25 protein-coding genes are annotated in these 24,140 nt (G+C 62.3%); 9 read left to right on the top strand and 16 right to left on the bottom strand.

What is annotated here, in order from left to right; genetic code table 11:
• Nucleotides 1-272, top strand: a 272-nt coding sequence (locus tag A4A58_RS31275; RefSeq protein ID WP_204378190.1) for an IS30 family transposase, incomplete at its 5' end; no start/stop codon positions are given.
• 1 nt (nucleotide 273) lies between these two features.
• Here the strand turns inward: A4A58_RS31275 and cnbZ are convergent.
• From cnbZ to A4A58_RS20065, 6 genes are read right to left on the bottom strand one after another with little or no spacing between them, the layout of a single operon-like run.
• Nucleotides 274-1,029 carry a 2-amino-5-chloromuconate deaminase CnbZ gene (gene cnbZ / locus A4A58_RS20090; protein ID WP_068735306.1) on the bottom strand — a complete coding sequence of 252 codons (756 nt, stop codon included), beginning with the start codon at nucleotides 1,027-1,029 and terminating at the stop codon, nucleotides 274-276.
• A gap of 26 nt (nucleotides 1,030-1,055) precedes the next feature.
• On the bottom strand, nucleotides 1,056-1,772 hold the full coding sequence (locus tag A4A58_RS20085; protein WP_068735430.1) for an ABC transporter ATP-binding protein: 717 nt from the start codon (nucleotides 1,770-1,772) through the stop codon (nucleotides 1,056-1,058).
• A 7-nt stretch (nucleotides 1,773-1,779) separates the two neighbouring features.
• Nucleotides 1,780-2,541, bottom strand: coding sequence for an ABC transporter ATP-binding protein (locus A4A58_RS20080; RefSeq protein ID WP_068735304.1), 762 nt, complete (start codon nucleotides 2,539-2,541; stop codon nucleotides 1,780-1,782).
• Nucleotides 2,534-3,484, bottom strand: coding sequence for a branched-chain amino acid ABC transporter permease (locus A4A58_RS20075; RefSeq protein ID WP_068735302.1), 951 nt, complete (start codon nucleotides 3,482-3,484; stop codon nucleotides 2,534-2,536). Before A4A58_RS20075 ends, A4A58_RS20080 begins: the two co-directional genes overlap by 8 nt.
• Nucleotides 3,481-4,347 (bottom strand): branched-chain amino acid ABC transporter permease, encoded by an 867-nt coding sequence (locus tag A4A58_RS20070; RefSeq protein WP_068735300.1) that lies wholly within the window; start codon nucleotides 4,345-4,347, stop codon nucleotides 3,481-3,483. The genes A4A58_RS20075 and A4A58_RS20070 overlap by 4 nt, the downstream gene beginning before the upstream one ends.
• 29 nt (nucleotides 4,348-4,376) lie before the next feature.
• Nucleotides 4,377-5,594, bottom strand: a complete 1,218-nt coding sequence (locus A4A58_RS20065; protein ID WP_068735298.1) for an amino acid ABC transporter substrate-binding protein — start codon at nucleotides 5,592-5,594, stop codon at nucleotides 4,377-4,379.
• Between the two features lie 158 nt (nucleotides 5,595-5,752).
• On the opposite strand from A4A58_RS20065, the gene A4A58_RS20060 reads away from it, so the two are divergent.
• Entirely contained in the window at nucleotides 5,753-6,658 is a 906-nt protein-coding gene (locus A4A58_RS20060; protein WP_068735296.1) for a LysR family transcriptional regulator, read from the top strand.
• Between the two features lie 5 nt (nucleotides 6,659-6,663).
• On the opposite strand, the gene hutX is transcribed toward A4A58_RS20060, so the two are convergent.
• The 3 genes from hutX to A4A58_RS20045 form a co-directional block, all read right to left on the bottom strand.
• Nucleotides 6,664-7,170, bottom strand: a complete 507-nt coding sequence (hutX, locus tag A4A58_RS20055) for a heme utilization cystosolic carrier protein HutX (protein ID WP_068735295.1) — start codon at nucleotides 7,168-7,170, stop codon at nucleotides 6,664-6,666.
• A 47-nt stretch (nucleotides 7,171-7,217) separates the two neighbouring features.
• Entirely contained in the window at nucleotides 7,218-7,556 is a 339-nt protein-coding gene (locus A4A58_RS20050) for an antibiotic biosynthesis monooxygenase family protein (protein WP_068735293.1), read from the bottom strand.
• 98 nt (nucleotides 7,557-7,654) lie between these two features.
• Entirely contained in the window at nucleotides 7,655-10,021 is a 2,367-nt protein-coding gene (locus A4A58_RS20045) for a TonB-dependent hemoglobin/transferrin/lactoferrin family receptor (protein ID WP_244499811.1), read from the bottom strand.
• A gap of 270 nt (nucleotides 10,022-10,291) precedes the next feature.
• Between A4A58_RS20045 and hemP the strand changes: the two genes are divergently transcribed.
• From hemP to A4A58_RS20010, 7 genes are all read left to right on the top strand, one after another.
• The gene (gene hemP, locus A4A58_RS20040; protein WP_068735289.1) at nucleotides 10,292-10,486 is read left to right on the top strand and encodes a hemin uptake protein HemP; all 195 of its coding nucleotides are present in this window, start codon (nucleotides 10,292-10,294) and stop codon (nucleotides 10,484-10,486) included.
• The gene (locus tag A4A58_RS20035) at nucleotides 10,483-11,463 is read left to right on the top strand and encodes a heme/hemin ABC transporter substrate-binding protein (RefSeq protein ID WP_068735287.1); all 981 of its coding nucleotides are present in this window, start codon (nucleotides 10,483-10,485) and stop codon (nucleotides 11,461-11,463) included. The genes hemP and A4A58_RS20035 overlap by 4 nt, the downstream gene beginning before the upstream one ends.
• 1 nt (nucleotide 11,464) lies before the next feature.
• Nucleotides 11,465-12,562, top strand: a complete 1,098-nt coding sequence (locus tag A4A58_RS20030) for a FecCD family ABC transporter permease (RefSeq protein ID WP_068735285.1) — start codon at nucleotides 11,465-11,467, stop codon at nucleotides 12,560-12,562.
• 5 nt (nucleotides 12,563-12,567) lie between these two features.
• Nucleotides 12,568-13,389: a heme ABC transporter ATP-binding protein gene (locus A4A58_RS20025; protein WP_068735429.1), complete on the top strand. Its 822-nt coding sequence runs from the start codon at nucleotides 12,568-12,570 to the stop codon at nucleotides 13,387-13,389.
• 142 nt (nucleotides 13,390-13,531) lie between these two features.
• A complete protein-coding gene (locus tag A4A58_RS20020; protein WP_068735283.1) occupies nucleotides 13,532-13,897 on the top strand; it encodes a response regulator in 366 nt (121 codons plus the stop codon).
• Between the two features lie 115 nt (nucleotides 13,898-14,012).
• Nucleotides 14,013-15,302, top strand: a complete 1,290-nt coding sequence (locus tag A4A58_RS20015; RefSeq protein WP_068735281.1) for an amidohydrolase family protein — start codon at nucleotides 14,013-14,015, stop codon at nucleotides 15,300-15,302.
• A 36-nt stretch (nucleotides 15,303-15,338) separates the two neighbouring features.
• Nucleotides 15,339-16,697 (top strand): FAD/NAD(P)-binding protein, encoded by a 1,359-nt coding sequence (locus A4A58_RS20010; RefSeq protein ID WP_081421966.1) that lies wholly within the window; start codon nucleotides 15,339-15,341, stop codon nucleotides 16,695-16,697.
• Here the strand turns inward: A4A58_RS20010 and A4A58_RS20005 are convergent.
• The 7 genes from A4A58_RS20005 to A4A58_RS19975 are packed head-to-tail and all read right to left on the bottom strand — an operon-like array spanning nucleotide 16,694 to nucleotide 24,074.
• A complete protein-coding gene (locus A4A58_RS20005; protein ID WP_068735277.1) occupies nucleotides 16,694-17,467 on the bottom strand; it encodes an ABC transporter permease in 774 nt (257 codons plus the stop codon). The two genes, A4A58_RS20010 and A4A58_RS20005, sit on opposite strands and share 4 nt — an antisense overlap.
• Complete coding sequence (locus tag A4A58_RS20000) at nucleotides 17,464-18,288, bottom strand: ABC transporter ATP-binding protein (RefSeq protein WP_244499810.1); 825 nt, start codon at nucleotides 18,286-18,288, stop codon at nucleotides 17,464-17,466. Before A4A58_RS20000 ends, A4A58_RS20005 begins: the two co-directional genes overlap by 4 nt.
• A 28-nt stretch (nucleotides 18,289-18,316) precedes the next feature.
• Nucleotides 18,317-19,345, bottom strand: coding sequence for an ABC transporter substrate-binding protein (locus A4A58_RS19995; protein WP_068735275.1), 1,029 nt, complete (start codon nucleotides 19,343-19,345; stop codon nucleotides 18,317-18,319).
• Between the two features lie 51 nt (nucleotides 19,346-19,396).
• Nucleotides 19,397-20,401: an amidohydrolase family protein gene (locus A4A58_RS19990; protein ID WP_068735273.1), complete on the bottom strand. Its 1,005-nt coding sequence runs from the start codon at nucleotides 20,399-20,401 to the stop codon at nucleotides 19,397-19,399.
• A 9-nt stretch (nucleotides 20,402-20,410) separates the two neighbouring features.
• Nucleotides 20,411-22,705, bottom strand: coding sequence for a xanthine dehydrogenase family protein molybdopterin-binding subunit (locus tag A4A58_RS19985; RefSeq protein ID WP_068735271.1), 2,295 nt, complete (start codon nucleotides 22,703-22,705; stop codon nucleotides 20,411-20,413).
• Entirely contained in the window at nucleotides 22,702-23,199 is a 498-nt protein-coding gene (locus tag A4A58_RS19980) for a (2Fe-2S)-binding protein (RefSeq protein WP_068735269.1), read from the bottom strand. The genes A4A58_RS19985 and A4A58_RS19980 overlap by 4 nt, the downstream gene beginning before the upstream one ends.
• Nucleotides 23,196-24,074 (bottom strand): FAD binding domain-containing protein, encoded by an 879-nt coding sequence (locus tag A4A58_RS19975; RefSeq protein WP_068735267.1) that lies wholly within the window; start codon nucleotides 24,072-24,074, stop codon nucleotides 23,196-23,198. The genes A4A58_RS19980 and A4A58_RS19975 overlap by 4 nt, the downstream gene beginning before the upstream one ends.
• Between the last annotated feature and the right edge of the window lie 66 nt (nucleotides 24,075-24,140).

Genomic DNA, 24,140 nt, shown 5'->3' with positions numbered 1-24,140 from the left:
CGTTCTTCTGCGATCCCTACGCCCCCTGGCAGAAAGGTGGCGTCGAGAATGCCATCGGCCGCATGCGTCGCAGGATCCCGCGCAAGACCGATCTGGCCACGCTCACGCCCCAGGATCTTGCTGATGCTGTTCTGGCTTACAACAGCACACCCCGAAAGTGCCTTGACTGGCACACCCCCGCTGAGCTCTTTGCTCGACAGCTGTTGCACTTCGAGTGGGAATCCACCTCCCGGCTTTCGCCGGGACGACAGATGAACGGTCGGGCCTTCTAGCTCAAACCTCCACCACGCGCTCGACATGCACGCGGCGGCAATCCATCTCGTATTCGAGATCGATGACCGGCGGGCGGTTGAAGTGCCAGGTCAGGCCGTTGCGGAACACGCCGCGGCGACCAAGCTCACTTTCGAGCAGCGCATAGACGTCGCGCACGGTGTAGAGCTGCGCGCCCGTCGTTTGGCTCCAGTCGCCCGAGAAGGCACTCATGCGGCGCTCCATTTCGCCGAGCACATACTTGGCTTTTTCAAGCATGCCGGACGGGCTGATGTCGCCGAGACGCACGGTGTTGTCGCGATAGTCGCCCATGCCTTCTGCGGCCTCGCCGCTGCCGGCTATGACGAAGGACGCAGGCGCATTCGGCGCGACGGTCGTGAAGGAGAAGGCATGGAAGCCCGGCTCCGACGGCGGATCGATCTTCGGACACACATTGCTGCGCGCGATCGGATTCACGCGGTCCTTCATGATGCCCCACTCTTCGAGGGTCTTGATGTAGATCTCGTTGAAGTCGATGAAGCCCTGCTCGGTGAACGGCGCCGGCGAGCGCAGCTCGCAGGCCGCGAAGGCGGTCAGCGGCCGGCCGGCGGCCTTGATGATCTCGGCGACCTTGGCGAAGCCCTCCTTCAGCGGCACCACTTTGGAGAAACGCACCCGCTCCAGCGCGAAGCCGGGCAGCGCGCCAACGCCGCAGGAATACTGGAACACGCCCGGCATGTAACGGTAGCCGCTGTTGGGGGCTTCGACGGTCTCGATCATGGTTACCTCTTGCGATGAAATCAAAGTCAGTCTTCGAGGACGCCGAGATAGGCGTCGCGAATGATGGGATCGGCCAGCAGCTCGGCGCCCTGCCCGGTGCGCACGATGCGGCCCATATCCATGATGTAGGCGTGATGGCAGAGATCGAGCGCCGTGGTGACGTCCTGCTCCACCAGCAGGATCGACATGCCTTCGGAGTTCAACTGGCGTAGCGCCGCGACCAGTTGCTCCACCAGAAGCGGCGACAGACCGAGCGACAGTTCGTCGATCATCAGGAGGCGCGGCGCGCTCATCAGCCCGCGACCGATGGCGCACATCTGCTGCTCGCCGCCGGAGAGCGTAGCCGCGGCCTGGTTGCGGCGCTCACGCAGCTTCGGAAAGGTCGTGTAAACGCGATCGAGATCACGATTGAGCTCGGAGCGGCTGACGCTGCGCGAATAGGCGCCCATCAGCAGATTGTCCTCGATGCTCATGGCGCCGAACAGCCGGCGGCCTTCCGGCACATGGACGATGCCATGGGCGAGCATCTGCGCGGCCGAGGCCTTCGACAGATCGACGCCTTCGGAGACATATTTGCCTGATGTCAGCGGGATTAGTCCGGACAGCGCGCGCATCAAAGTGGTCTTGCCGGCGCCGTTCGAGCCGATCAGTGCGGTGATCTCGCCGGAGCGCACCGCCATGTCGATGCCCCACAACACCTGGATTTCGCCGTAGCCGGCGCAGATCCCATTCAGTTCGAGCATCGAATGATCAGCCACGGGCGGCGTTCCGTTGTGCATATTGCTGGCCCAGATAGGCATCGACGACGGCGGGATCCTTGATGATGTCGCGCGGCGCACCGTCGGCGATCAGCTTGCCGTTATGCAGCACTGCGATACGGGTGCAGACATTCAGCACGACCTTCATCAGATGTTCGATCATCACGATGGTGATGCCGTCGGCGGCGAGTTGATGGATCAGCTTGGTGGCGCGCTCGACCTCGGCGCTGTTGAGGCCGGCATTGACCTCGTCGAGGAACAGCAGCTTCGGCTTCATCGCCAGCGCCTTGGCCAGTTCGAGCCGCTTGCGCATGGCCAGTGTTAGCGTCGCTGCGGACTGGTTGGCCTGCGCATCCAGACCAACGAACGCGAGATGCACGCGAGCGGCCTCGCGCGCCGATTTCAGGCTCTCGCCCGGCTGCGAGAACAAGGCAGCAGCAGCGACATTGTCGAGCGCCGAAAACTCCGCAAAAGGCTGCACGATCTGGAAGGTACGCGACAGCCCGAGCCGCGCGGACTGATAGGTCTTGATCCGCGTGATGTCGCGGCCATCGAAGGTGACGACGCCCGACGATGCCGGCGTGACACCGCAGATGGTGTTGACCAGCGTGGTCTTGCCCGCACCATTCGGACCGATCAGACCGACCACCTCGCCCTTGTTCACCGACAACGACACGTCGCTTAGCGCCTTCAAGCCGCTGAAGTGGCGCGAGACGTTGCTAAGATGCAGGATTTCGTGACCGGGTTTAGACATGCTTTGCCTTTCGTCCGGTCAACCCGCGCCAGATCTTGCCGGCATGGAGCGAGACCAACCCATGCGGCAGGAACAGCAGCAGCAGGATGATGAGCACGCCCAGCACGCCCGAATGGATCTGGATGTAATTGCGCCAGACCACTTCCTCGAGGCCGAGATAGACGAAGGCGCCGCAGACCACGCCGAGCGGCGAGCCAAGGCCGCCCATCAGCGCCATCACGATCGGCTTCACCGAATACAAGATGTCGAACACATCGGACGGATCGATGTAATGCACCCAGGCCGCATAGAGCCCGCCGGCGGCGCCGACGAAACAGGCGGACAGGCCAAAGGCGATGGCCTTATAGAGCGTGGAATTGAGACCGACCATGTTCGAGGCGGTCTCGTTCTGCCGGATGCAGTTGAGGCCGAAACCGAGCTTCGACATCGACACCGCGATGACGACGAGCGCCGTGATCAGCAGCAATCCCCACATCGCGTAAAAGAAGAACGTCGCGTCGGAAAGAACACTGGAGCCGGACACCAGCGGAATGTTCAGGCCCATGCCACCGCCGGTGAGATCGGTGGCGTTGTTGACGAGTTCTCGGAACACTTCGACCAGCGAGAGGCTGGCGATGGCGAAGTAATGCCCGCGGAGGCGAAGCAGCACCGCGCCGAGAGCTGCAGCAAGCAACAGGCACAATACCAGCGAACCCAGCAGCGACAGTGTCAGCGGCACGCCCTTGTTCATGAGAATGCCGGTGGTGTAGGCACCGAGCCCGAAGAAGGCCGCCGTCGCGAAAGATGGGTAACCGGCGAAGCCACCGACGATGTTCCATGACAGCGCGAAGATCGCATACATGCAGGCCATAGTGCCCAGCCGCAGCGCATAGGCATCGCCGAACAGCGGCAGTGCAGCCACGCAGGTAATCAGGACGAGAAGTGCGATATTGGTCCGGGTCATTCAAAACCCTTTCGGCCGAGCAGGCCCTGCGGCCTGACGACAAGGAAGATGATGAGCAGGACGAAAGACAGCGTCACCGCATGGGCCGGGCCGAGATAGACCGAGCCGACGCCTTCGACCAAAGCCAGCAAGATGCCGCCTGCCAGCGCGCCGGACACGCTGCCGAGGCCACCGAGCACGCAGACCACGAAGGCCTTGCCGAGATAGGCTGACGAGGTCAGCGGCGAGATCGGGAAGATCAGCGCCATCAGCACACCGGCGCAGCCGGCCAATGCAGCACCGAGGCCGAAGGCGATGGCGTAGATCGATTTGACGTCGACGCCCATTAGCACCGCGGCATCTCGGTCGAGCCGGACCGCAACGATGGCGCGACCGACTTTCGAGCGACGCAGCAGCAGATAGAGCAGAAAGGTCAGCGCCAATGCCGATGCGGTTGCAATCAGGCGATCGACGGGGACGACGACGTCGAAGATCGAGATCGAACCCGTGGGCGGATTGAGGATCAGCTTCCGGTAATCGGCCTTGAAGTAATAGATCATCGCGTTGTTCAGGATCAGATCGAGCCCGAAGGTCAGCGTCAGCGTCACCAGCACCGGAGCGGTGATGACGCGATTGAGCAGCAGCCGCTGCAGCAGATAGCCGAACACGAAGAAGGCCGGCGCGGCGATCAGCAGCGCATACCACGGCGACAGGCCGAGCGAGTTATAGGCGCCCCAGGCGAGATAGGCGCCGAGCACAATGAATGAGCCGTGGATCAGGTTGATGACGTTGAGCACGCCCCAGACCAGCGAGAAACCGATCGCGATACAGGCATAGAGACACCCGAGCACGAGTGCATTGATCAGGACCTGGATGGCCAGCATGTCGATTCCTCGCCGGTCTCGGCCGTCGCTCAGTTCACACCGAGCTTGAATTCGCCCTGCTTGATCGCATCCGGGAACAGCACCACCGGCTTGCCGGCCTGGATCTGGAAGACCGGCGGTTCGAGCGAGTTGATCTGGCCGTTGGCGCCAAACTTCACCGGACCCCAGAAGGTGACAACGTCCATCTTGGCGAGTTCGTCACGCACCTTGTCACGATCCAGCGAGCCGGCCTTTTCGATGGCCATCTGGAACAGCGCGCCACAGACGGCAGCCGACGCATGGGCGTAGTCCGGCTCGAGCTTGTACTTGTCCTTGAACAGCTTCACGAAGTTGGCGGTCGTGCCGAAAATGTCCTTGCCGTTGTACTGTTCGGCCGGATGCCACCACGAGGCGCTGGAGATGTTCTCGGCGCTCTGCCCGGCGGATTCGATGAATTCCTGATAGGCTGGACCGGCGATCATGGTCACGACGCCAGCCTTCATCTGTTGATCGACCATCTGCTTGCGGATCAGCAGGAGATCGTTGGTGTAGCCGGTGACGAACACCCATTGCGGATTCAGCGACTTGATCTGCGACAGGGTTGCGGAGTGATCGAGCGTGTTGATGGCGTATTTCTCGAAGTAAACGACTTCGAGACCGTTGGCCTTGGCGGACTTCTCCATCTCCTGCGCGATGGCCAGCGGGAACAGATCGTTACGCGCGAGGATCGCGATCTTCTTGACGTCGGCGGCCTTGGCCTTGACCAGCTGCGTCAGCGGCGTGGTCAGCGTGTCGTTGGGCGTGAAGGTGCCGAACAGATATTTGTAGTTCTGGTCGTAGACCTGCGACGACGACGCCGTCGCGGCCAGCATCGGAACTTTGTACTTCTCGGCGATCGTGCTGGCGGCCTTGGCGGCGCCCGAACCGAACGGGCCGAACATGAAGTTCACCTTGTCCTGGGTGATCATCTGTTCGGTGGTCTGCACCGAGCGCGGCGTGTTGGACTGGTAGTCCGAATAGACGATCTCGACCTTGTACTTCTTGCCGCCGACATCGATGCCGCCGGCCTTGTTGGCCTGTTCGGCCCAGAGGTCATAGCCCTGCTGCTGTTTCACGGCTTCCGGCGCCAGCGGCCCGGTGATCGGCAGCGGCGCGCCGAAGCGAATGACGTCCTGGGCCGAGGCCACCGAGGATGTCGCTCCCAGGCCAGCCGCAGCCAGCAGGAGGGATGCGGAAAAAGCCGAGACAGCAAGCCGGGGATGAAACATCCAAATTCTCCATCGATGACGGGACCGTGACCTGATCAAAAGCTTTGCAAATCCAGATTTCGAATAAAAGCATTGAATTTCGATGTGAGAGGTCTGAAAATCAGAACGCTAGTCAGGTCCTGCCATCGCGCTGGGCAGCCAGTCGCGAAGGACCAACGATGATCGAATCCACCGCCATTCGCTATTTTCGCGTCGTTACCGAGTCCGGATCGATCAAACAGGCCGCCGCAGCGCTCCGCATCGCCCCCTCCGCCATCAGCCGCCAGGTGCAGGGGCTGGAGGAAGAGCTTGCGGTCAAGCTGTTCGAGCGCGGCGCGCGCGGCATGAACCTGACCGATGCCGGCCACGTGCTCTATCGCTATGCAGTCGAGAACCGCAGCCAACTCGACGGGCTGCGCAGCCAGGTCGAGGAATTCGCATCGCTGCGCCGCGGCCAGGTGAAGATCGCCACCGTCGAAGGCATGCTGTCGAGCTTCCTGCCCAACTCTTTCGTCGACCTGTCGCAGCAATATCCGGGGATCGCACTATCTGTCACCGCCGTGGGCGCTCGCGATGTGGTCGAGATGGTCAGCCAGAACGAGGTCGATCTCGGCCTGATCTTCGGCCGCGCACCGCGCCGCGATCTGATCGAACTCGGACGCATGCGGCAACCGGTCTGCCTGATCGTCGCGCCCACGCACCCGCTGGCCGGCCAGAACTCATACGGGATGAAGGATCTCGCAGGGTTGCGCGTGATCCTTCCGGACCCATCATTCGGCATTCGTCAGGAACTCGACAAATCCTGCGCACAGGCCAATGTGCGGCTGGAAATGTGCAGCGAGACCAACTCGCTGGCCTTCACCCAGACCGTGGCTGCCCGCACCGATCTTGCGACGTTCCTGCCGATGGTCTCGGCGACGGCGGCGATCAATGCCGGTACACTCGTCGCGATCCCGCCGCGGGACCGCAGACTGGAGTCAACACAGGTGACGCTGGTGCAGTCCGCCGCACGCATGGCATCGCCCTCAACACGACTGGTTGCCGAAATGTTGGTGGCGCAGATGAAGGACAACGAGGAAGGCTAGACGCCTTAAGCAGCGAGCCTTCCAGCCAAAGCGCGGAAACGTTCGAGCTGGTCCTGCTTCAGCGCGCGGGTCTCGTCACGACCGACGAAGACCTTGAACATCACGCCGCCATCGACATTGAGAAATGCGACGAAGGCCGACGACTTGCCCATGAACGGCCGCTCGACGAAAGCCACGCCGCCGCAGCGCTCGTGACGCAGATGGCCATGCAGCCCCTTCGGCTGTGTCAGATTGTAGTAGCCGTGGCCAATGGCGCCCGGCGACAGCGGCGCTGTGGTCTCGAAGATGCCGTCCTCGGTGTGAACGATCAGCGTCACCTCGCCCCACTCGGCGATATCCGTCATCGCGGAGACAAAGGTATCGGCGCCGCCGCCGATCCTCACCATCCCCTCGGGCAGCGCTTCCAGCACGGCGCGCGCCGTGACGTTGCGCTCGCGCGCAACGGTCTCGATCACGGCGCCGGGATTCTCCGCCATATAGGTCTTCAGCGCGGCGAGATCCGTATTCAGCATGAAATGGCTCCGTGATCGATCATTGATGTGAGACGCAGTGCCTGCAATCAGGCCGCAGCGCTCTTGCGGCGCTCGGACTGGATTACCTCGAAACCCTCGAACTTGGGGTGACCGAGATAGAGGCTGGCGCCTTCCGACTTATTGTCGGCGCGGGCATGCGCCTTGCGGAACTGCTCGGACTTGGTCCAGCCCTCGAAATCCGCCTTGCTGGCCCAGACCGTATGCGACGAATACAGCGTGTGATCCTCGGCCACCGGCCCCTTCAGCAGGCTGAACTCGATGAAGCCCGGCAATTCCGAGAGATAGGATTCGCGGGTCGCCCAGATATTCTCGAAAGCGGCTTCGGATCCGGTTTTGACCTGAAAGCGGTTCATGGCGATGAACATGGAGTATTCCTTCTCTTGTGTGCTCGTAGCCTATCATAAACGAAATCGCGCCCGGACATGAGCGCGATTTCTCTTGAAGGTGTTTAGGTCGCAGACGGTTATGCGCCGCCGAAATGGACCTTCAGGCCACCCTTGTAAACGATGCCCGGACCAGGGGCAGTCCAGAGCACATCGTTCTGGGTGGTGCCGTCCGCACCCGCGCCTGGAATCGCGTAGGGGCGATAGTACTGGTTCAGGATGTTGTCGACGCCGAAGTTGAGGGTGATATCCGGCGTGGGCTGATAGGCCACGTACAGATTGACCAGATCGTAGGCGGTCGATGGCACGTAGCCGACCGGGATGTCGGTATTGGCGCCGACTGAGGCCCATTGAGCCGAGATGACCAGCTTGCGGTCCAGCAAGCGGACGCCACCGGTGGTCGTGACCTTGCGCGGCTGGATTGTCGCCAGACCAACATTGGTCTGGGTGTTCTTGCCGCGCTGAAGCGTAGCACCGACACCCAGGAACCAGTCGCCTGCATCATACGATGTTTCGGCTTCGAAGCCCTCGATCCTTGCCGACGCGATGTTCTGGTACTGGTAGAACTGGCTGAACAGGCCCGGAATCGGGAAACCCATAAAGGTCAGCGGCGAAGCGACCGGGGTCGAAGCGACCAGATCGATATAGTCGTCGACATCGTTGCGGAAGAAGTTGAACTTGGCGCGGAAGCTATCGCCGGCTGTGAAGATACCGTTGTACTTCAGATTGACGCCGACTTCCTTGTTCTTGCCGACTTCAGCACGCAGGTTCGGGTTCGGCCGGAAGCAGAACAGACCTGAGGTACCATCGGGACAGTTGAACAGCGTCGGACCGCCACCGGTGGCGTGACCACCGGCGATCAGCGTCTCTGTGATCGACGGCGCGCGATAGCCCTCGGCATAGCTCACATAAGGCGTGAAACCAGCAACGGGCGTAACGCCGACGGTGATCTTCGGCGAGAGGCGATCACCGCTCGACGAAGTCGTTCCGGCGACCCCTGTGCCCGACGAATTCAGTTCGTAGTGATCGTAACGCAGCGCGCTGATGACTTCGAGCCAGGTCGAGTAGTTGTTCTTCAACTGGACGAAACCGCCGCCCACCGTCCGGTCGCCGCTCGGTGTGGTGATGTTGGAGTTGCCGCGGGAATCGAAGGTCGAGACCTTGTCGTTGAAGACGTCGAAACCGTAGGTGACGGCATTGCGCCATCCGCCGAAATCGAAACGCGACGTGTTGTTGACGTCCACGCCGATCGTATCCAGCAGGTAACCGCGGCGATCACCGACGCAACCCGAAATATTGTTGCCAGGATTGGCCAGCGTACAGGTGCCAGAACCCGCGGTGATGCGATTGTTGTAGGTCTTGACCTGATCGTTGTCGGTGCGATTGCCGTACAGCGTGGCGTTCCAGTCGAACAACATGTCATCCGGCTTGGAGTACTTCCAGGTCACCGTACCGGTATAGGTCTTGGCTGTAGACCCATAGACCGACGAACCAGCGATGGCCGCCGCTGGCGCCGCCGTGGTGGTCCCGCCACGGTTCATCTGACCGATGCTGTACTGATAGTCTTGGAAGATACCGCCGAACTTGATCTCGTGGCCATCAGCAGGACGGACCGTCAGCTTCATCAAGCCCGCGGCAATATCATTTCCAGTGTTGCCGATCTCGGTACCGGCACCATCCTTGTAGTTGCCTTGAGTCCGGTAGACTGCACCGCCGAACACGTCGACCGTCGGATCGACACGCACGCCGCCGAACACCGAACCCATGCCACGGGCATTGTTGGAGCCGTAGGAGCCGCTCATATCGACGCCCCAGCGCTCACCGGGCCGCAGGACGTCATTGATATCCTTGGTGCGGAACGAGGCCACGCCGCCGATGGCGCCAGAACCGTAGATATTCGCGGTCGGGCCGCGGGTGATATCGATGCCGCCGATCAGTTCGGGCTCAAGGAAGAACGATCCATTCGCATTGTGACCGGAGCGCTGGTAGTTCTGGCGCGCGCCGTCGACCACAACGGCGACACGGCCGAAGTCCTGCAAGCCGCGAATATTGATCGCGGTGGACGGATCATCGCCGCGATCCTGCATCCAGACACCAGGAACATTGTAGAAAAGCTGGCTCAGCCGGCTCGGCTGCTGCAACTGGATCTGTTCCTGCGTCACAACGCTGACCGGGGCGAGCGCATCGATGGCGCGCTCCTGAGTCTTCGAAGCCGTCACCGTGATTTCATCGAGTGACTGCCCGGTGCGGCTGGCCTGCGCATTGGCGTTAGCGACCTGCGCCGGCACGGCCGCCGGCTTGGCAGCAACGCGCTTCTTCTTGGCGGGTTTCGGCTTCTGCGGCTGCACGTCGCCTGCCTGCGCGGCGGCCTGTGCCAAGGCGGTCTCGGAGACCAACGCCCCCATTGATACGATCGACACACCCAACAACAAGGCGCGCGTAGTCATGCCCCCAAGAGCCATAGCCTAATCCCCAAACACATATTTCAACGGATCGTGGCTGGCTGGCGCTGCGCGAGGCAGGGAGCTTGCTGGCTTTCGAATGCGACTCGGGGACCCCTGCCACCAAGTTGCCATTTTCGATTACGGTTCATTAACGGGGGGGTCAAGCAATCCCCGCCCTGTTTATACTGATTATAGACTGCAGTGCTTGGCGATGAGGTGCGACAAAACCTATAACGATGACAGAGACTTTTACGGATGGGATAGATCGGCGCTATGGATACGGGTTCTCACGACGGCAGCGCTGCCGCTCACGCCAAATCCTCAGCCGGACGCAATGTGGTCATAAATGGCGACCGGATGGACAGCAAGGAGCTGTTCGCGGATCAGCGTGAGTTGCTGATTACGCATGGCGACGAGACTTATCGCCTGCGCCTGACGTTCCAGAACAAGCTGATCCTCACCAAATGACCGCCGGCTTCCCTGTTCGACGTCATCGTATCGCGCATGCCCTGCAATGTGTAGCGCTTGCCAGCACGCTGGCATTCTCCGCCGCGGCCTCAGCCGAAGACGCCGTCGTGCGCGACGCACGCGGGCGCGACGTCACAATCGGTCATCCGACCCGCATCGTCTCAATCGGCGGCGCGGTGACCGAAATTCTTTATGCGCTCGGCGCTGACGATCGCATCGTCGCCGTCGATACGACCAGCCTGTATCCACCGAAGGCCATGGCCGACAAACCCAATGTCGGTTACATGCGCCAGCTCTCTGCGGAAGGCGTACTGGGGCTGAATCCGCAACTGGTATTGGCGATTGCGGGCTCCGGCCCGAAGGAAACCATCGACGTCATCGACGCCGCCAAGATTCCGCTCATCATGGTGCCGGATACATTCACCGAAGCGGGCATGGTGGAGAAGATCCGGTTGGTCGCCAAGGTCGCGGGCGTCGAGGCACACGGCGAATGTCTCGCCAATGCCGTGGCCGGCGATCTTGCCGCGCTGCGTGAATTGCGCGCCAAGGTGAAGACCCCGCCACGGGTGATGTTCGTGATGTCCTTCCTCGATGGCCGCACCATGGTCGCAGGCCAGAAGACGGCAGCCAATGAAATCATCAAGCTGGCCGGCGGCGTCAATGTCGCGGACAGTTTCGACGGCTACAAGATCATGAGCGATGAAGCCATCGCCGCAGCCAAGCCGGATACCGTGCTCTCGATGGAGCGCGGCAAGGATACGCTGCAGGCCGACACCGTGTTTGCCAGCCCGGCATTCGCGCTGACGCCGGCCGCGAAGACCAGGAATCTGGTCGCCATGGACGGCCTCTATCTGCTCGGCTTCGGCCCACGCACGGCGGCCGCCGCGCGCGACCTTGCCGTGAAGCTCGATCCGGCACTGACCGCTGACGCAGCCTCGTTCAAGCCCGCCTCGCTCGCCGTCAACTGTCGTCAATAATATGACTGCCGCCGACGCCAAGTTGACTGCATTTGTCAGAACGAAGGGCCGGGTGCGCGGCCCTGCAACCATCGTCGTCCTGTGCGGTCTGTTCGCAGCACTCCTGCTGACGGTGCTGCTTGCTGCCACGGTTGGCGCCGCCGGAATCCCACTGTCCCGCCTGCCCGCAGCACTTGGCCTTGCGGCCGCCGATCCCGGCAATCTATTTGCCGCGCGCGATCAACTGATCCTGTGGTCGATCCGGATTCCGCGCATTGCCATCGCCGCCATGATCGGCGGCATGCTGGGCGCCGCCGGCGCGATCATGCAGGGCCTGTTTCGCAATCCCCTCGCCGATCCGGCGCTGGTGGGTGTTTCCAGCGGCGGCGCATTTGCGGCAGCCGGCGCCATCGTCATCAGCGACAGCCGCTTTGCGCATTATGTGAGTTTTCTGCAGCCATTCCTGCTGCCGCTAGCCGCCTTCGTCGGCTCGCTGCTGACGACCATCATTCTTTATCGAATTTCCAGCCGCAGCGGACGCACCTCCATCGCGCTATTCCTGCTCGCCGGCATTGCCATCGCCGCGATCGCCAATGCGGGCATCGGCCTCCTTGTGTTCATCGCCGACGACCGGCAATTGCGCGACATCACGTTCTGGCTGCTCGGCTCGCTCAGCGGCGCCACGTGGAGCAAGGCGGCAACGATTGCGCCTATGCTGGCGCTGGGCCTGGTCGGGATGCTGTTCACCAGCCGCGGCCTCGACGTGCTGATCCTCGGTGAGTCCGAGGCCTTCCATTCCGGCGTCGATGTGGAGCGCCTCAAGCGCATCTGCATCGTACTGGTCTCCGTCATGACCGGCGCTGCGGTTTCCGTCTGTGGCGTGATCGGCTTTATCGGCATTGTGGTGCCGCATCTGCTTAGGCTGATGATCGGCCCGGGCCATCGGCTGCTGCTACCGGCATCCGTCGGTCTCGGTGCCAGCCTCCTGGTCGGCGCCGACACGCTCGCCCGCACCATCGTGGCGCCGGCCGAGATGCCCATCGGTATCCTGACTGCCGCCGTGGGTGCACCTATTTTCCTGCTGATCCTGCTGCGTCAGCGCGGGCTGGTGGGGCTGTGACGTCAATGGCCGACACACCCGTCCTCACAGCATCCGGCATCTCGCTAACCATCGGCCAGGCCACGCTGCTCAATCATGTCGATCTCACTGTCACCAGTGGCGAGATGGTCGCCATCGTCGGTCCCAACGGCGCCGGGAAATCGACGCTGCTGCGCCTGCTGTCGGCCGATCTGCGTGCGTCGCGCGGCGCCATCACACTGAAAGGCCGCGACCTCCACGCCTGGTCGCCCGCCGAACTGGCGATGCGGCGCGCGATGCTGTCGCAACATGTCAGTGTGAGCTTTCCATTCACGGTCGAGGAAGTCGTGCAGATGGGTCGGGGCAACCTGCCGCTGGCTTCTGCGCAATCGCTCGTCAATGCCGCCATCGATGAAGTGGGCCTTGGCGACTTCCGTCATCGCGAATTGCCAACGCTGTCAGGAGGCGAGCAACAGCGCGCGCATTTCGCGCGCATCCTCGTACAACTCGCCTGCGGCGAAGCTGTGCATGGTCCTGGCATCCTGCTACTCGACGAGCCGACATCATCTCTCGACCTGCGGCACCAGATCGAGCTGGTGGAAATTTCACGGCAACGCGCGCGTAACGGCACGGCCGTCATCGCAGTGCTGCACGATCTCAATCTCGCAGTTCGGTTTGCGGATCGCATCATCGTGATGCGCAACGGCGCCGTTGCAGCGGAAGGAACGCCTGCGGAGACCATCACCAGCGATGTGATCCGTCGCGTGTTCGATATCGACGTCGTCGTCGCCCGCACCGACGATGGCGCGCCGTATCTGCTGCCGCAGATGATGCAACAGATTGCGAATTCAACTTCCATCACGGGTTGACTGCATCCTTTCAGAGCGCATGATCATGCTTAGGCATGCATGCGTAACAGCAACATTGTTGCTCACGGGAACTCACTTTTATCTGAACTCCCTATGAACTGATGCATTGCCCTCGTGTCGCAACAAACCACGGAGGTTCCCCATGGGGTATGCACACAGGTCCACAGCACTGGTGGTCGAGAACGACGAAGCGCAACGCACATTGGTCAGCCTGCTCCTCGAAGAGAGCGAGATGAACGTCATCGAATGCGAAAGCGCGGAGGCGGCCGTGCTGGTGCTGGAGGAATCCGGCGACAATGTTGCGATGGTCTTCACCGACGTGGAACTCGCGGGCATGATGGACGGCATCGAGCTCGCTTATCTCGCCAAGCAACGATTCCCCGATATGCATGTGATCGTGACTTCGGGTGCGCCTCGCGTGCGTCGACTGCCCGACGGCACACTGTTCATGGCCAAGCCATGGAGCCCGATCGATCTGCTCCGCGCCGCACAACAATCGTTTCACTGATACAGGTCAAATCGGTCCGCGCGGACCGGCGGATGCCGCCCGCGTGGGACCGTCTTGCATTGCTGCAGCGCAACGCCGATAATTCAGCGATCACACCTGCAGCAGCAAGGGTTTCATGCCGTTCGACCTCCTCATTCGCAACGCCACGCTTCCCGACGGCCGCACGGGCCAGGATATCGCCATCGAAGGGGGCCGTATCGTCGCGGTGCAGCCCAATCTGGCGGGAGAGGTCGGACGTGTGATCGATGCCGCCGGGCATCTGGTCTCGCCGCCCTTCGTCGACATCCACTTTCATATGGATGCAACGCTATCGCTCGGCCTGCCGCGTCTGAATGTCTCCGGCACCCTGCTCGAGGGCATCGCGCTGTGGGGCGAGTTGAAGCCACACCTCACTTATGAAGCACTGGTCGAACGTGCGTTGCGCTATTGCGATCTCGCGGTGGCGCAGGGCCTGCTCGCGGTGCGTACCCATGTGGATATCTGCGACGACCGGCTGCTGGCTGTCGATGCGCTGCTCGACGTCAAGAAACAGGTCGCGCCCTATCTCGATCTCGAACTGGTGGCGTTCCCGCAGGACGGCTATTTCCGCTCGCCGACGGCTGCGCAAAATCTCACCCGCGCGCTCGACAAGGGGGTCAGCATCGTCGGCGGCATTCCGCATTTCGAGCGCACCATGGCCGATGGCGCCGCATCGGTGAAGGCACTCTGCGAGATCGCCGCTGCGCGCGGACTGCGCGTCGACATGCATTGCGACGAAAGCGACGATCCGCTGTCGCGCCATATCGAGACCCTCGCCTATGAGACCCAGCGTCTCGGACTGCAAGGCCGAGTCGCCGGCTCGCACCTAACCTCGATGCATTCGATGGACAACTACTATGTCTCGAAGCTGCTGCCGCTGATCGCCGAAGCCGGCGTCGCTGCGATCGCCAATCCGCTGATCAATATCGTGCTGCAGGGCCGCCACGACAGCTATCCGAAGCGCCGCGGCCAGACCCGCGTGCCGGAGATGCGGCCCTACGGCATCAATGTGGCCTTCGGCCAGGACTGCTGCATGGACCCGTGGTATTCGCTGGGCTCGGCGGATATGCTCGAAGTCGCACATATGGGCCTGCATGTCGGGCAGATGACCAGCCGCGACGCGATGCGATTCTGTTTCGACACCGTCACGACAAATCCCGCAAAGATCATGGGGCTCGAGGGCTATGGCCTCGATGTCGGATGCAACGGCGACCTCATTCTGCTGCAGGCGCAGGACCCCATCGAGGCGATCCGGCTGAAGGCGACGCGGCTCGCGGTCGTGCGCCGTGGCAAGGTCATCGCGGAGACACCGGCGCGTATCGGTCGACTCGCGCTCGATGGCCGCCCGGCTTCGGTCGATCCGGCTGCCTACGCGCCGCCGAGCTGATATCTTCGACATCCTTTCCTCACATCACGCGACAGCATGACATCAGCCCCTCCCACATCCCTGCGCGTCGCCGTGATCGGCGGCGGCGTGGCCGGCGCATTCGCCGGCATCATTCTGGCCAGGCTGCCGCAGATCGGGCCGATCACCGTGCTGGATCGCGATGGCGCCTTCGGGCGCGGGCTTGCCTATTCCGCGAAAGCCAAGTGGCACCGCATCAACGTCCCAGCCTCAAAGATGGGCGGACTCGGCGCCGAAGATAACGGCTTCGTCGAATGGTTGACGGAGACGGGCCAGGCGGACTGGCCGGACTATTCAACCTCCTTCGTGCCTCGCCGGGTCTATGGCGACTACATCTCCACGAAGTTCAATGAACTGACTGGCACAGGCCGCGTGACTCCGCGGCAGGATGCGGCGCTAAGCATCACGCGGCAAGACCATGACTATCGCGTTGCGACGGCATCGGGCGCGACCATCGACGCCGATCTGGTGTTCCTCTGCCTCGGCAACCAGCCGCCGTCGCCATTTCCCGGCATCGAGGCATCGCCGCGCTCGATTACCAATGTCTGGGCGCCGGGCGCGCTCGATCCGATCGACAAGGACGATCGCGTGCTGGTCATCGGCACCGGCGCCACCGCGGTCGATATGGTGATCGATCTCGTCCATCGCGGCATGCGCGCGCCCATCACGATGGTCTCGCGGCGCGGATTGCTGCCGCTGATCGACGTGCCGGCGCAGACCGATCCAGATCCGATGAACTCATTCCCGGTACCCACCGCGCGTGGGCTTCTGGCGGCGTTGCTCAGGGACACCCGCCGCAAGGTTGCCGCGGGCATTCCATGGCAGACGATGGTCGACACGTTTCGATTGTCCATTGGTGAACTCTACAGGAACGCCTCTGAGGCCGAACGTGCCCGCTTCGCGCGGCATCTGCGCGCGATCTGGATGGTGCACCGGCATCGGTTGGCACCCGACGTCGCCGAACTGCTGGAGCAGTTGCAGCGAGACAAGCAGCTCGATGTGATCGCGGGTCGCATCACCAGTGCAGTTGCGACACTGTCGGGACATGACGTGACCATCCGCAAGCGCGGACACGGCGAGACGATCAACCTCGCCACCAACTGGATTCTGAACTGTACCGGCCCGGAAGAGCGTTATGATCGCCTGGGCGATCCGCTCATCAAGTCGCTGCTCGCAACCGGGCAAGCGCGGACCGGCTTCAACGGCCTCGGCCTCGATGTCGCCCCAACCTGCGAGCTGCGCGACAGCGCCGGTCGTGTTCAGCCCGGCTTCTATGCCATCGGCCCGGCGACGCGCGGCGCGTTCTGGGAAGTGACCGCGGCATCCAATATTCGGCGGCAGTTGCTGGCCGTGAGCGAGCAGTTGAAGACACCCTAGCCCTTCCGCCACGGCACGATGGCGCGCTCCAGCGCGTCGAAGCCGGCATTCATCACAAAGCCGATGATCGCGATGACAAACAGGCCGACATACATGGTCTGGACGTCGAACAGCTCCCACGCATTCCAGATCATGTAGCCGAGCCCCTGCTTGGCGCCGACCATCTCTGCGATGGCGATCAGCACCAGCCCCATGCCGGCGCCGAGCTTGATGCCGGTCATGATCAGCGGCAATGCGCCGGGAAGCGCCACGGTGCGAAACATGTTGAAGCGGCTGGCGCCGAAATTGCGGCCGACGTCGAGGAAGATCGGCGCAATCTGGCGCACGCCGGCCGCCGTGTTGATGACCACCGGATAGAACACGCCGATCGCGACCATCGCGATCTTCGAACTTTCACCGAGACCGAAGATCAAGAGGATCAGCGGCAGCAGGGAGCTCTTCGGAATTGGATAGGTCGCCGAAATCAGCGGATCGAAGGCGGCTCGCACCGGGCGATAGAGCCCAATAGCAAGTCCGATCACGATGGCCGGCACGCAGCCGACGACGAAACCAGCAGCGAGGCGATACAGGCTGGCTCCCACATGACGCCACAGCGCGCCGGAGGAAGCGAGCTCGAACAGATGCCCAATGATGTTAGAGGGCGCCGGAAAGAACCTGACATCAACGATGCCGGTGCGAGCGCAGATTTCCCACAGGCCCAACAGCACCAGCGGCGACAGGACGCTGATGGTACGGTCACTCCACAGCGAGCGAGTCTGGCCCGCGCTCATGCCTTGCTCCCCGGCTCGCGGCTGCGCGCGCGATCGACCTCTTCGCGGAGCTGCGCCCAGATGTCGTAGACCAGTTCGCCGTAAGCCGGCGTGTGCCGGAGTTCGACGACTTTGCGCGGTCGCGGTAGATTCACCGGCACGATGGTCTTGATGCGCCCCGGCCCCGCTGTCATGACCATGATGCGATCACCGAGCGTCACGGCTTCATCGACACTGTGGGTAATGAAGACCACGGTCTTGCGCGTCTCTTCCCAGATCCGCAGCAACTCCTCATGCAGCAGCGTCTTGTTCTGTTCGTCGAGCGCCGAGAACGGCTCGTCCATCAGCAGGATATCGGGATCGTTGGCAAAGGCGCGCGCGATGGAGACGCGCTGGCGCATGCCGCCGGAGAGCTGATGCGGATAAAGCGTGCGCGCGCCATACATGCCGGTCTTGTTCAGATAATGCCCGACCACCTCATCGATGCGCGCTTTCGGGACCTTGCGCATCGTCAGGCCGTAGGCGGCGTTGTCCCATACGGTCATCCAGGGAAACAACGAGTCCCCCTGGAACACCATGGAATTCTGCGGATGGCCGGGTTGCGAATTGGCGATATCGATCCGGCCCTCCGATGGCGCATCCAGCCCGGCAAGCATGCGCAGCAGAGTCGTCTTGCCGCAGCCGCTCGGGCCAACCACCACGAAGAAGGTGCTGACCGGGATATCGAGCGTGATCCGGTCCAGCGCCAACTGCGTATCGTGCCGCTTGGTGACGTCGCGCAGACTGATCTTCGGTGCCGACGCTTGTCCGCCCCCCGGGAGTTCTGCTGTGGTCGTCGGCACCGTCATAGCCACGCTTCTCTTCACCGTCTCACTTGGGTCGTGCAAATGGTCCCAGAACCGGCTTCAGTGCATCGACATAGGACATGTCGACGACCTTGGCTGCCTCGATGTCGCTGGTGACCAGCCCGCGCGACTTGAAGTAAGCGAGATCGGTTTCAACGCTGGGCAGATTGATCTGGCCGTCGGGATCGATGAACACCGGTACGATCTGATGCAGCAGCGCCATGTCCTTGATGCCTGTCATCTCGGCAATGTCCTTGATCATGTCCTCGGCGCCGGGCCCCGCGATCTTGCCGTCCTTCAGCGTCGCAGCATAGGCGCGCACCCCGCGCAAATAGGCCTTGAGGAAGGCCGTGACGGTCTTGCGGTCCTCGGCGAACTTGCCGTTGATCAGCAGCATGGCCGTCTGCTGCACCGGATAAAAATCGTCGAGGCCGGTAAAGCGCACAGCGACATTGTTGCGCACCATCGCCGTCACGCCCGGCTCCGCCGAAATCGCCGCGTCGATCGCCTTGTTGGCGAAGGCCGTGAGATGCTGCGGGAACGGAAGGAAGACCTTTTCGATATCCTCGTCCTTGAGCCCGGCCTTCTTCAGCGCCTGATTGATGACGGATTCATCGGCCGCGCCGTTGGCAATGATCGCGACCTTCTTGCCCTTGAGATCGGCAAGCGACTTAAATGCGCCTGACTCGATCAGATCCTTGCGCACCATCAGCGCCTTGTAGCTATAGCCCGCGATATTGGTGCCCTTGTCCGCCACCATCTTCAGCTTGAGACCGCGATTGACGGCATTATAGAGCCCGGCGGAGGCTGCGCCTGCCGACGCGTCGAGATCGCCCGCGCCGAGCGGGGCCACCATCTTGGCGCCGGAATCGAACGGGATCAGTTCGACCTTGACACCCTCTTCCTTGAAGTAGCCGCGCTTCTCGGCGAGGAACAGACCGATATCCGATGACAGATTGGTCGTCCCGACCTTGACCGTCTTCATCTCCTGGGCGTTCGCAAGACCCAGCATCGACATCGCAACACCGACGGCAACAAGCAGACGTTTCAGCATGATCTGTCCTCTTTTTTCGCATGAAAGTGATACAGCAGAACGCGCCGCAGCTCAGGGCAAACGTGGAAACAGACGCCTCGGATTGGTTTCAGTAATCAGTTCGATATCGGCAGCGGAAAAGCCCGCAGCCTTGACGCTGGCGAGGGGATCGCGATCCGCCGGCGGGAAGGATTCGTCAGTACCGAGCGCTACACGTTCAATGCCCACGGTATCGGCGAGAAAACGCAACGCTTTTGGCGCATGAACGATGCTGTCATAGCCGATGCGCGAGGCGTAGACCGACGGGTCGCATTGCGCGACATCGCCCTGTCCCGCGCGATCCATCCGCGCATGCATCACATCGAAGCGGCCCAGCAGATAAGGAAATGTGCCGCCGCCATGGCTGAGGACGATCGAGAGCGCCGGGAAGCGATCGAGCACACCCGAGAAGATGATCGAGCCGATGCCGAGCGTGGTATCGAACGTGTATTGGGCGATCTGCGTCAGCGCGAATTTCGCGGTACGCGGCGCAGCATCCACCAGCACGGGATGAAGGATGACCGGCAGTCCCAAGGCTTCCGCCTTGGCCCAAAACGGATCGAGAGGCTTCTCGCCGATATTGACGCCTTCAACATTGGCCGGGACCATGACCGCAACAGCGCCAAGGCCAACGGCGCGATCGAGTTCAGCCGCGGCATCGGCAGCATCGACCAGCGGCACCGATGCGACAAAGGAAAAGCGGTCGCTGTTGGTGTGGCACCACTCGCCGAGCGTATCGTTGAGCATCCGATGCCAATGCGCACAGGCATCTTTCGCCAGACCGTAGCCGTAGATATCAGGCCATGTGGCGACCAGTTGCCGGTCGAGACCCTGGCGGTCGAGGCTGGCACGGCGTTGTTCAACCGGCTCAACCAGTTGCGGGAAGAACGGCCGAACCCTGAAACCATAATCGAAGCCGAGGGCCGGCGGCTTGCCATTCCCTGATGGTAGCAGCCTCACGCCGCAATAGGCGCCGCGGCCATCGATCGCGGACAGCAGCTGCGGCGGCACATAATGGGCATGGATATCGATCGGCACAATCAGTCCCTATGCGGCATTGGTCGTGCGCTCGCGCGCATTCTTGATGAGGCGCCACAGACGCGGCGGCGTCAGCGGCAAGTGATGAATCTCGACATTGAGCGGCGCCAGCGCTGCCGCCACCGCATTGGCCGTCGCTGCGGCCACAGCAACGATACCGCCCTCGCCCGCGCCCTTGGCACCGAGCGGATTGCTCGGCGACGGCCGCAGCTCCAGCGTCACCGCGCGCAGCACAGGGAAGTCGCTCGCGGTCGGCACCAGATAATCGGCCAGAGAGGCGTTCAAAAGCTGTCCTTGCTCGTCATAGATCAGATGATCGAGGAAAACGCCACCCAGTCCCTGCACGATGGCACCAATCGCCTGCCCGTGCACGATGGCCGGATTGATGGCGCGACCAACATCTTCGACTGCGATGTAATCGAGAACTTTCACCGCGCCCGTACGTGGATCGACGGTGACATGCGCCGCATGGGTGCCGTAGCTATAGGTGCGCACATCGTTGGAGAATGTGCCGTCTGCCTGCAAGTCGTGCCCGGCTGCGAGCGCCGCAAACGACACCGACGCGCCGTTATCGGCGATGACGTTTGCATTCACGATCTTCAATTCGCTGTTCGGCCTGCCCAGGTGATTGGACGCCTGCTGCAGGATCTTCTCGCGGAGCCGGGTGGCGGCATCGAGCACGGCCGAACCGCCCATCACCACCGCACGCGAATGATAGGTGCCAAAGCCCTCATCGAGCAGCGTGGTCGAGCCATGAAGTACACGGATGCGATCGAACGGGATCGACAGCGTATCCGACGCGATCTGGCCGAGCACCGTCTCCAGACCCTGCCCCAGCACGGATGAGCCGACGGCCACCGTCAGCGACCCGTCCTTTTCGAGGGTAAGCGCGGCGTTCTCCTTCGGGCCGGCGCCGCCGCTTTCGACGAAACAGCCGAGCCCGATGCCATGACGTACGCCATCGATCAATTTGCCTTGCAGATGACTCTTCTCAAACCAGCCGATCTCCTTCAAGGCACGCTCGAACACCTCGACATAGTCACCCGTGTCATAGGATGTCGGCCCTTCATAGGGTACGAGCCCATCGATCGGATAAGGCAATTCCTGTTCGGTGATCAGGTTCTTGCGCCGGAATTCGGCGATGTCGATGCCGAGATCGATCGCGGCCATGTCGATCAACCGCTCGCGAAAGAAATTTGCCTCGAAGCGGCCCGGCCCGCGATAGGTGCCGACCGGCGTCTTGTTGGTCATGAAGGCTTCGACCGACACGCTGACATGGGGAATGCGGTAAGGGCCGGGCAGAAACTGCGCCGCCTTGGCCGGCACGACGCCGCCATTGGTGCGGATATAGGCGCCCATATCGGCGAATACCCGGCCGCGCAGACCCAGTATCATTCCGTCGCTGCGGCAGGCGAGTGACAATTCGCAGGCGACATCGCGCGAATGATTGATCGCCATCAGATGCTCGCGGCGATCCTCGATCCATTTGACCGGACGTGCCAGTTTGCGGGCCGCAAAGGGGATCAGGAAATCCTCGGGATAGAATTCGCCGCGCACGCCGAAGCCGCCGCCGACATCGATCTCGATCAGATCGATATCATCCTCGCGAAGGCCCAGCATCTGCGCCAGCGCACGGCGGTTATAGAACGTGACCTTTGTCGCGCCTGTGACGACGAGTCGACCCGCCAATGAATTCCATTCGGCAAGCATGCCCCGCGTCTCCATGGGCAGCGCCGTGTGGCGTTGCACGCTGAAGCGCTCGGTGCGCACATAGTGCGCCGACGCGAAGGCCGCATCGGCATCGCCAAACCCGGCATCGTAGCGCAGCGCAACGTTATCTTTGGCGAAGTCGAATAGCGGGGTCTCACTTGCGCCGCGTTCAGTGACTGCGGACAGCGCATCAAATTCGATGCCGATCGTCTCCAGCGCATCCTCGGCCAAAGCGCGGCTGTCAGCGACGACGATAGCGATTGGCTCACCGACATAACGCACCTTGTCGCGCGCGATGACGGGCTGGCGGAATGGCTCGAATTCGGGCAGCGGCGCCAGGCGAAGCGGGATGATGGGGATGGTGTCGCCGATGTCGTGAGCCGTGATCACGGCGTGAATGCCCGGCATAGCCAGCGCAGCCGATGCGTCGATAGACGCGATCCGTGCATGGGCGATGGGGCTGCGCAGGATCGCCGCATGCAGCATCCCCTCGACGGCAAGATCATCAGCGAAATAGCCGGATCCCGACAGGAAGCGCGCATCCTCCATGCGCTCGACCGCGCTGCCGACCAGGAGTTTGGCGACATCGCTCATTGCGCCGCCTCGCATTGCACGTCGCTATAGGCAATGCGGGCTTCCATGATCGCCGCGATGATCGGCAGATAACCGGTGCAGCGACATAGGTTTCCAGAAATCACCTCGCGGATGCGGTCCTCGCCCGCATGCGGCTCGTCGGTCAGCAATGCATGCGCCGTCGTGAGAATACCGGCCGTGCAGAAGCCACACTGCAAAGCGTGATGCTTGCGGAACGCAAGCTGCAACGCACTGAGATGCGCGGCGCTGCCAAGACCCTCGACGGTCGTCACCTCGCGTCCTTCCGCCTGTGCCGCCAGCATCAGGCAGCCGCGCATAGCGGCGCCATCGACGATCACCGTGCAGGCACCGCAGACGCCGTGCTCGCAGCCAAGATGTGTCCCGGTCAGGCGGAGTTCGTTGCGCAGCGCATCCGCCAGCGTGGTGCGAGGTTCGACCGTGACGGTCGTTTGCGTGCCGTTGACGGTCAAACGGAGGGCGCGCGCCGATATCATGCAGCCTCCGGCAAGACAATGTCGGCCGCACGCGCCAGCGCCCGCTCCAGCAACACGCCGAGAAGATCGCGCCGATAGGCGGCTTCCGCGTGGATATCATCGGCGGGATCGACCGCGTCCCGCGCCACAGCCGCGGCCTGTAAAATCACGTCGGCATCGATCCGGCGGCCATCGAGGATGGCCTCGACACCGGGCAGCCGCATCGGACGATCGGCAACGCCGATCAGCCCGATATGCGCATTATACGCCAGGCCCTGCGCGTCGATGTCGTAGAATGCGGCAACACCCGCCAGCGCAAAATCTCCGCGGCGGCGTGCGAATTCCTCGAAGGCCCAGCGCCGCGCCTTCTTCCAGAGCGGCAAGCGTATGCTGGTCAAGATTTCGTCGGCCCCCAGAACCGTGCTGAGGCCGCCAGTGATGAACTCGTTTGCGCGCACGATGCGTGTCCCGGTCGGTCCGACGATCGTCAGCATCGCGTCGCAGGTCACCGCAATACCCGGCATTTCGGCGGCCGGATCGGCATGGGCCATACTGCCACCGACGGTACCGCGGTTACGGATCTGGTAATGCGCGACATGGGCGATGGCCGCCGCCAGTAGCGGATGCGCCTGTGCGAGCCGCGCATCGCGCTCGATATCCCGCCAGGTCACGAGGGCGCCAAAGTCGATGCCGTCAGCGGAAATACTGATGTTTTTGAGATCTGGCAGCCGCCCGATATCGACCAGCACACTTGGTGCCGCCAGCCGGAATGCGAGCATCGGCACCAGACTCTGCCCACCCGCGATCACCTTGGCATTGCCGCCATAAGCCGCGAGCGCGGCAATCGCCTCGGTCAGCGTAGCAGGGCAAATATAGTCCAGCGGCGGAAGCTTCATCGGCTGATTTGCTACTTCTCAATTGCTGAGAACACTATCTTATCTTATAAGAAGGCACGCGCACGG

This window comes from Tardiphaga robiniae (assembly GCF_001618955.1).
Taxonomy (GTDB): Bacteria; Pseudomonadota; Alphaproteobacteria; order Rhizobiales; family Xanthobacteraceae; genus Tardiphaga; species Tardiphaga robiniae_A.
Note: the sequence above shows the minus strand (reverse complement) of the source record. Positions and strands in the feature narration are given on the sequence as shown.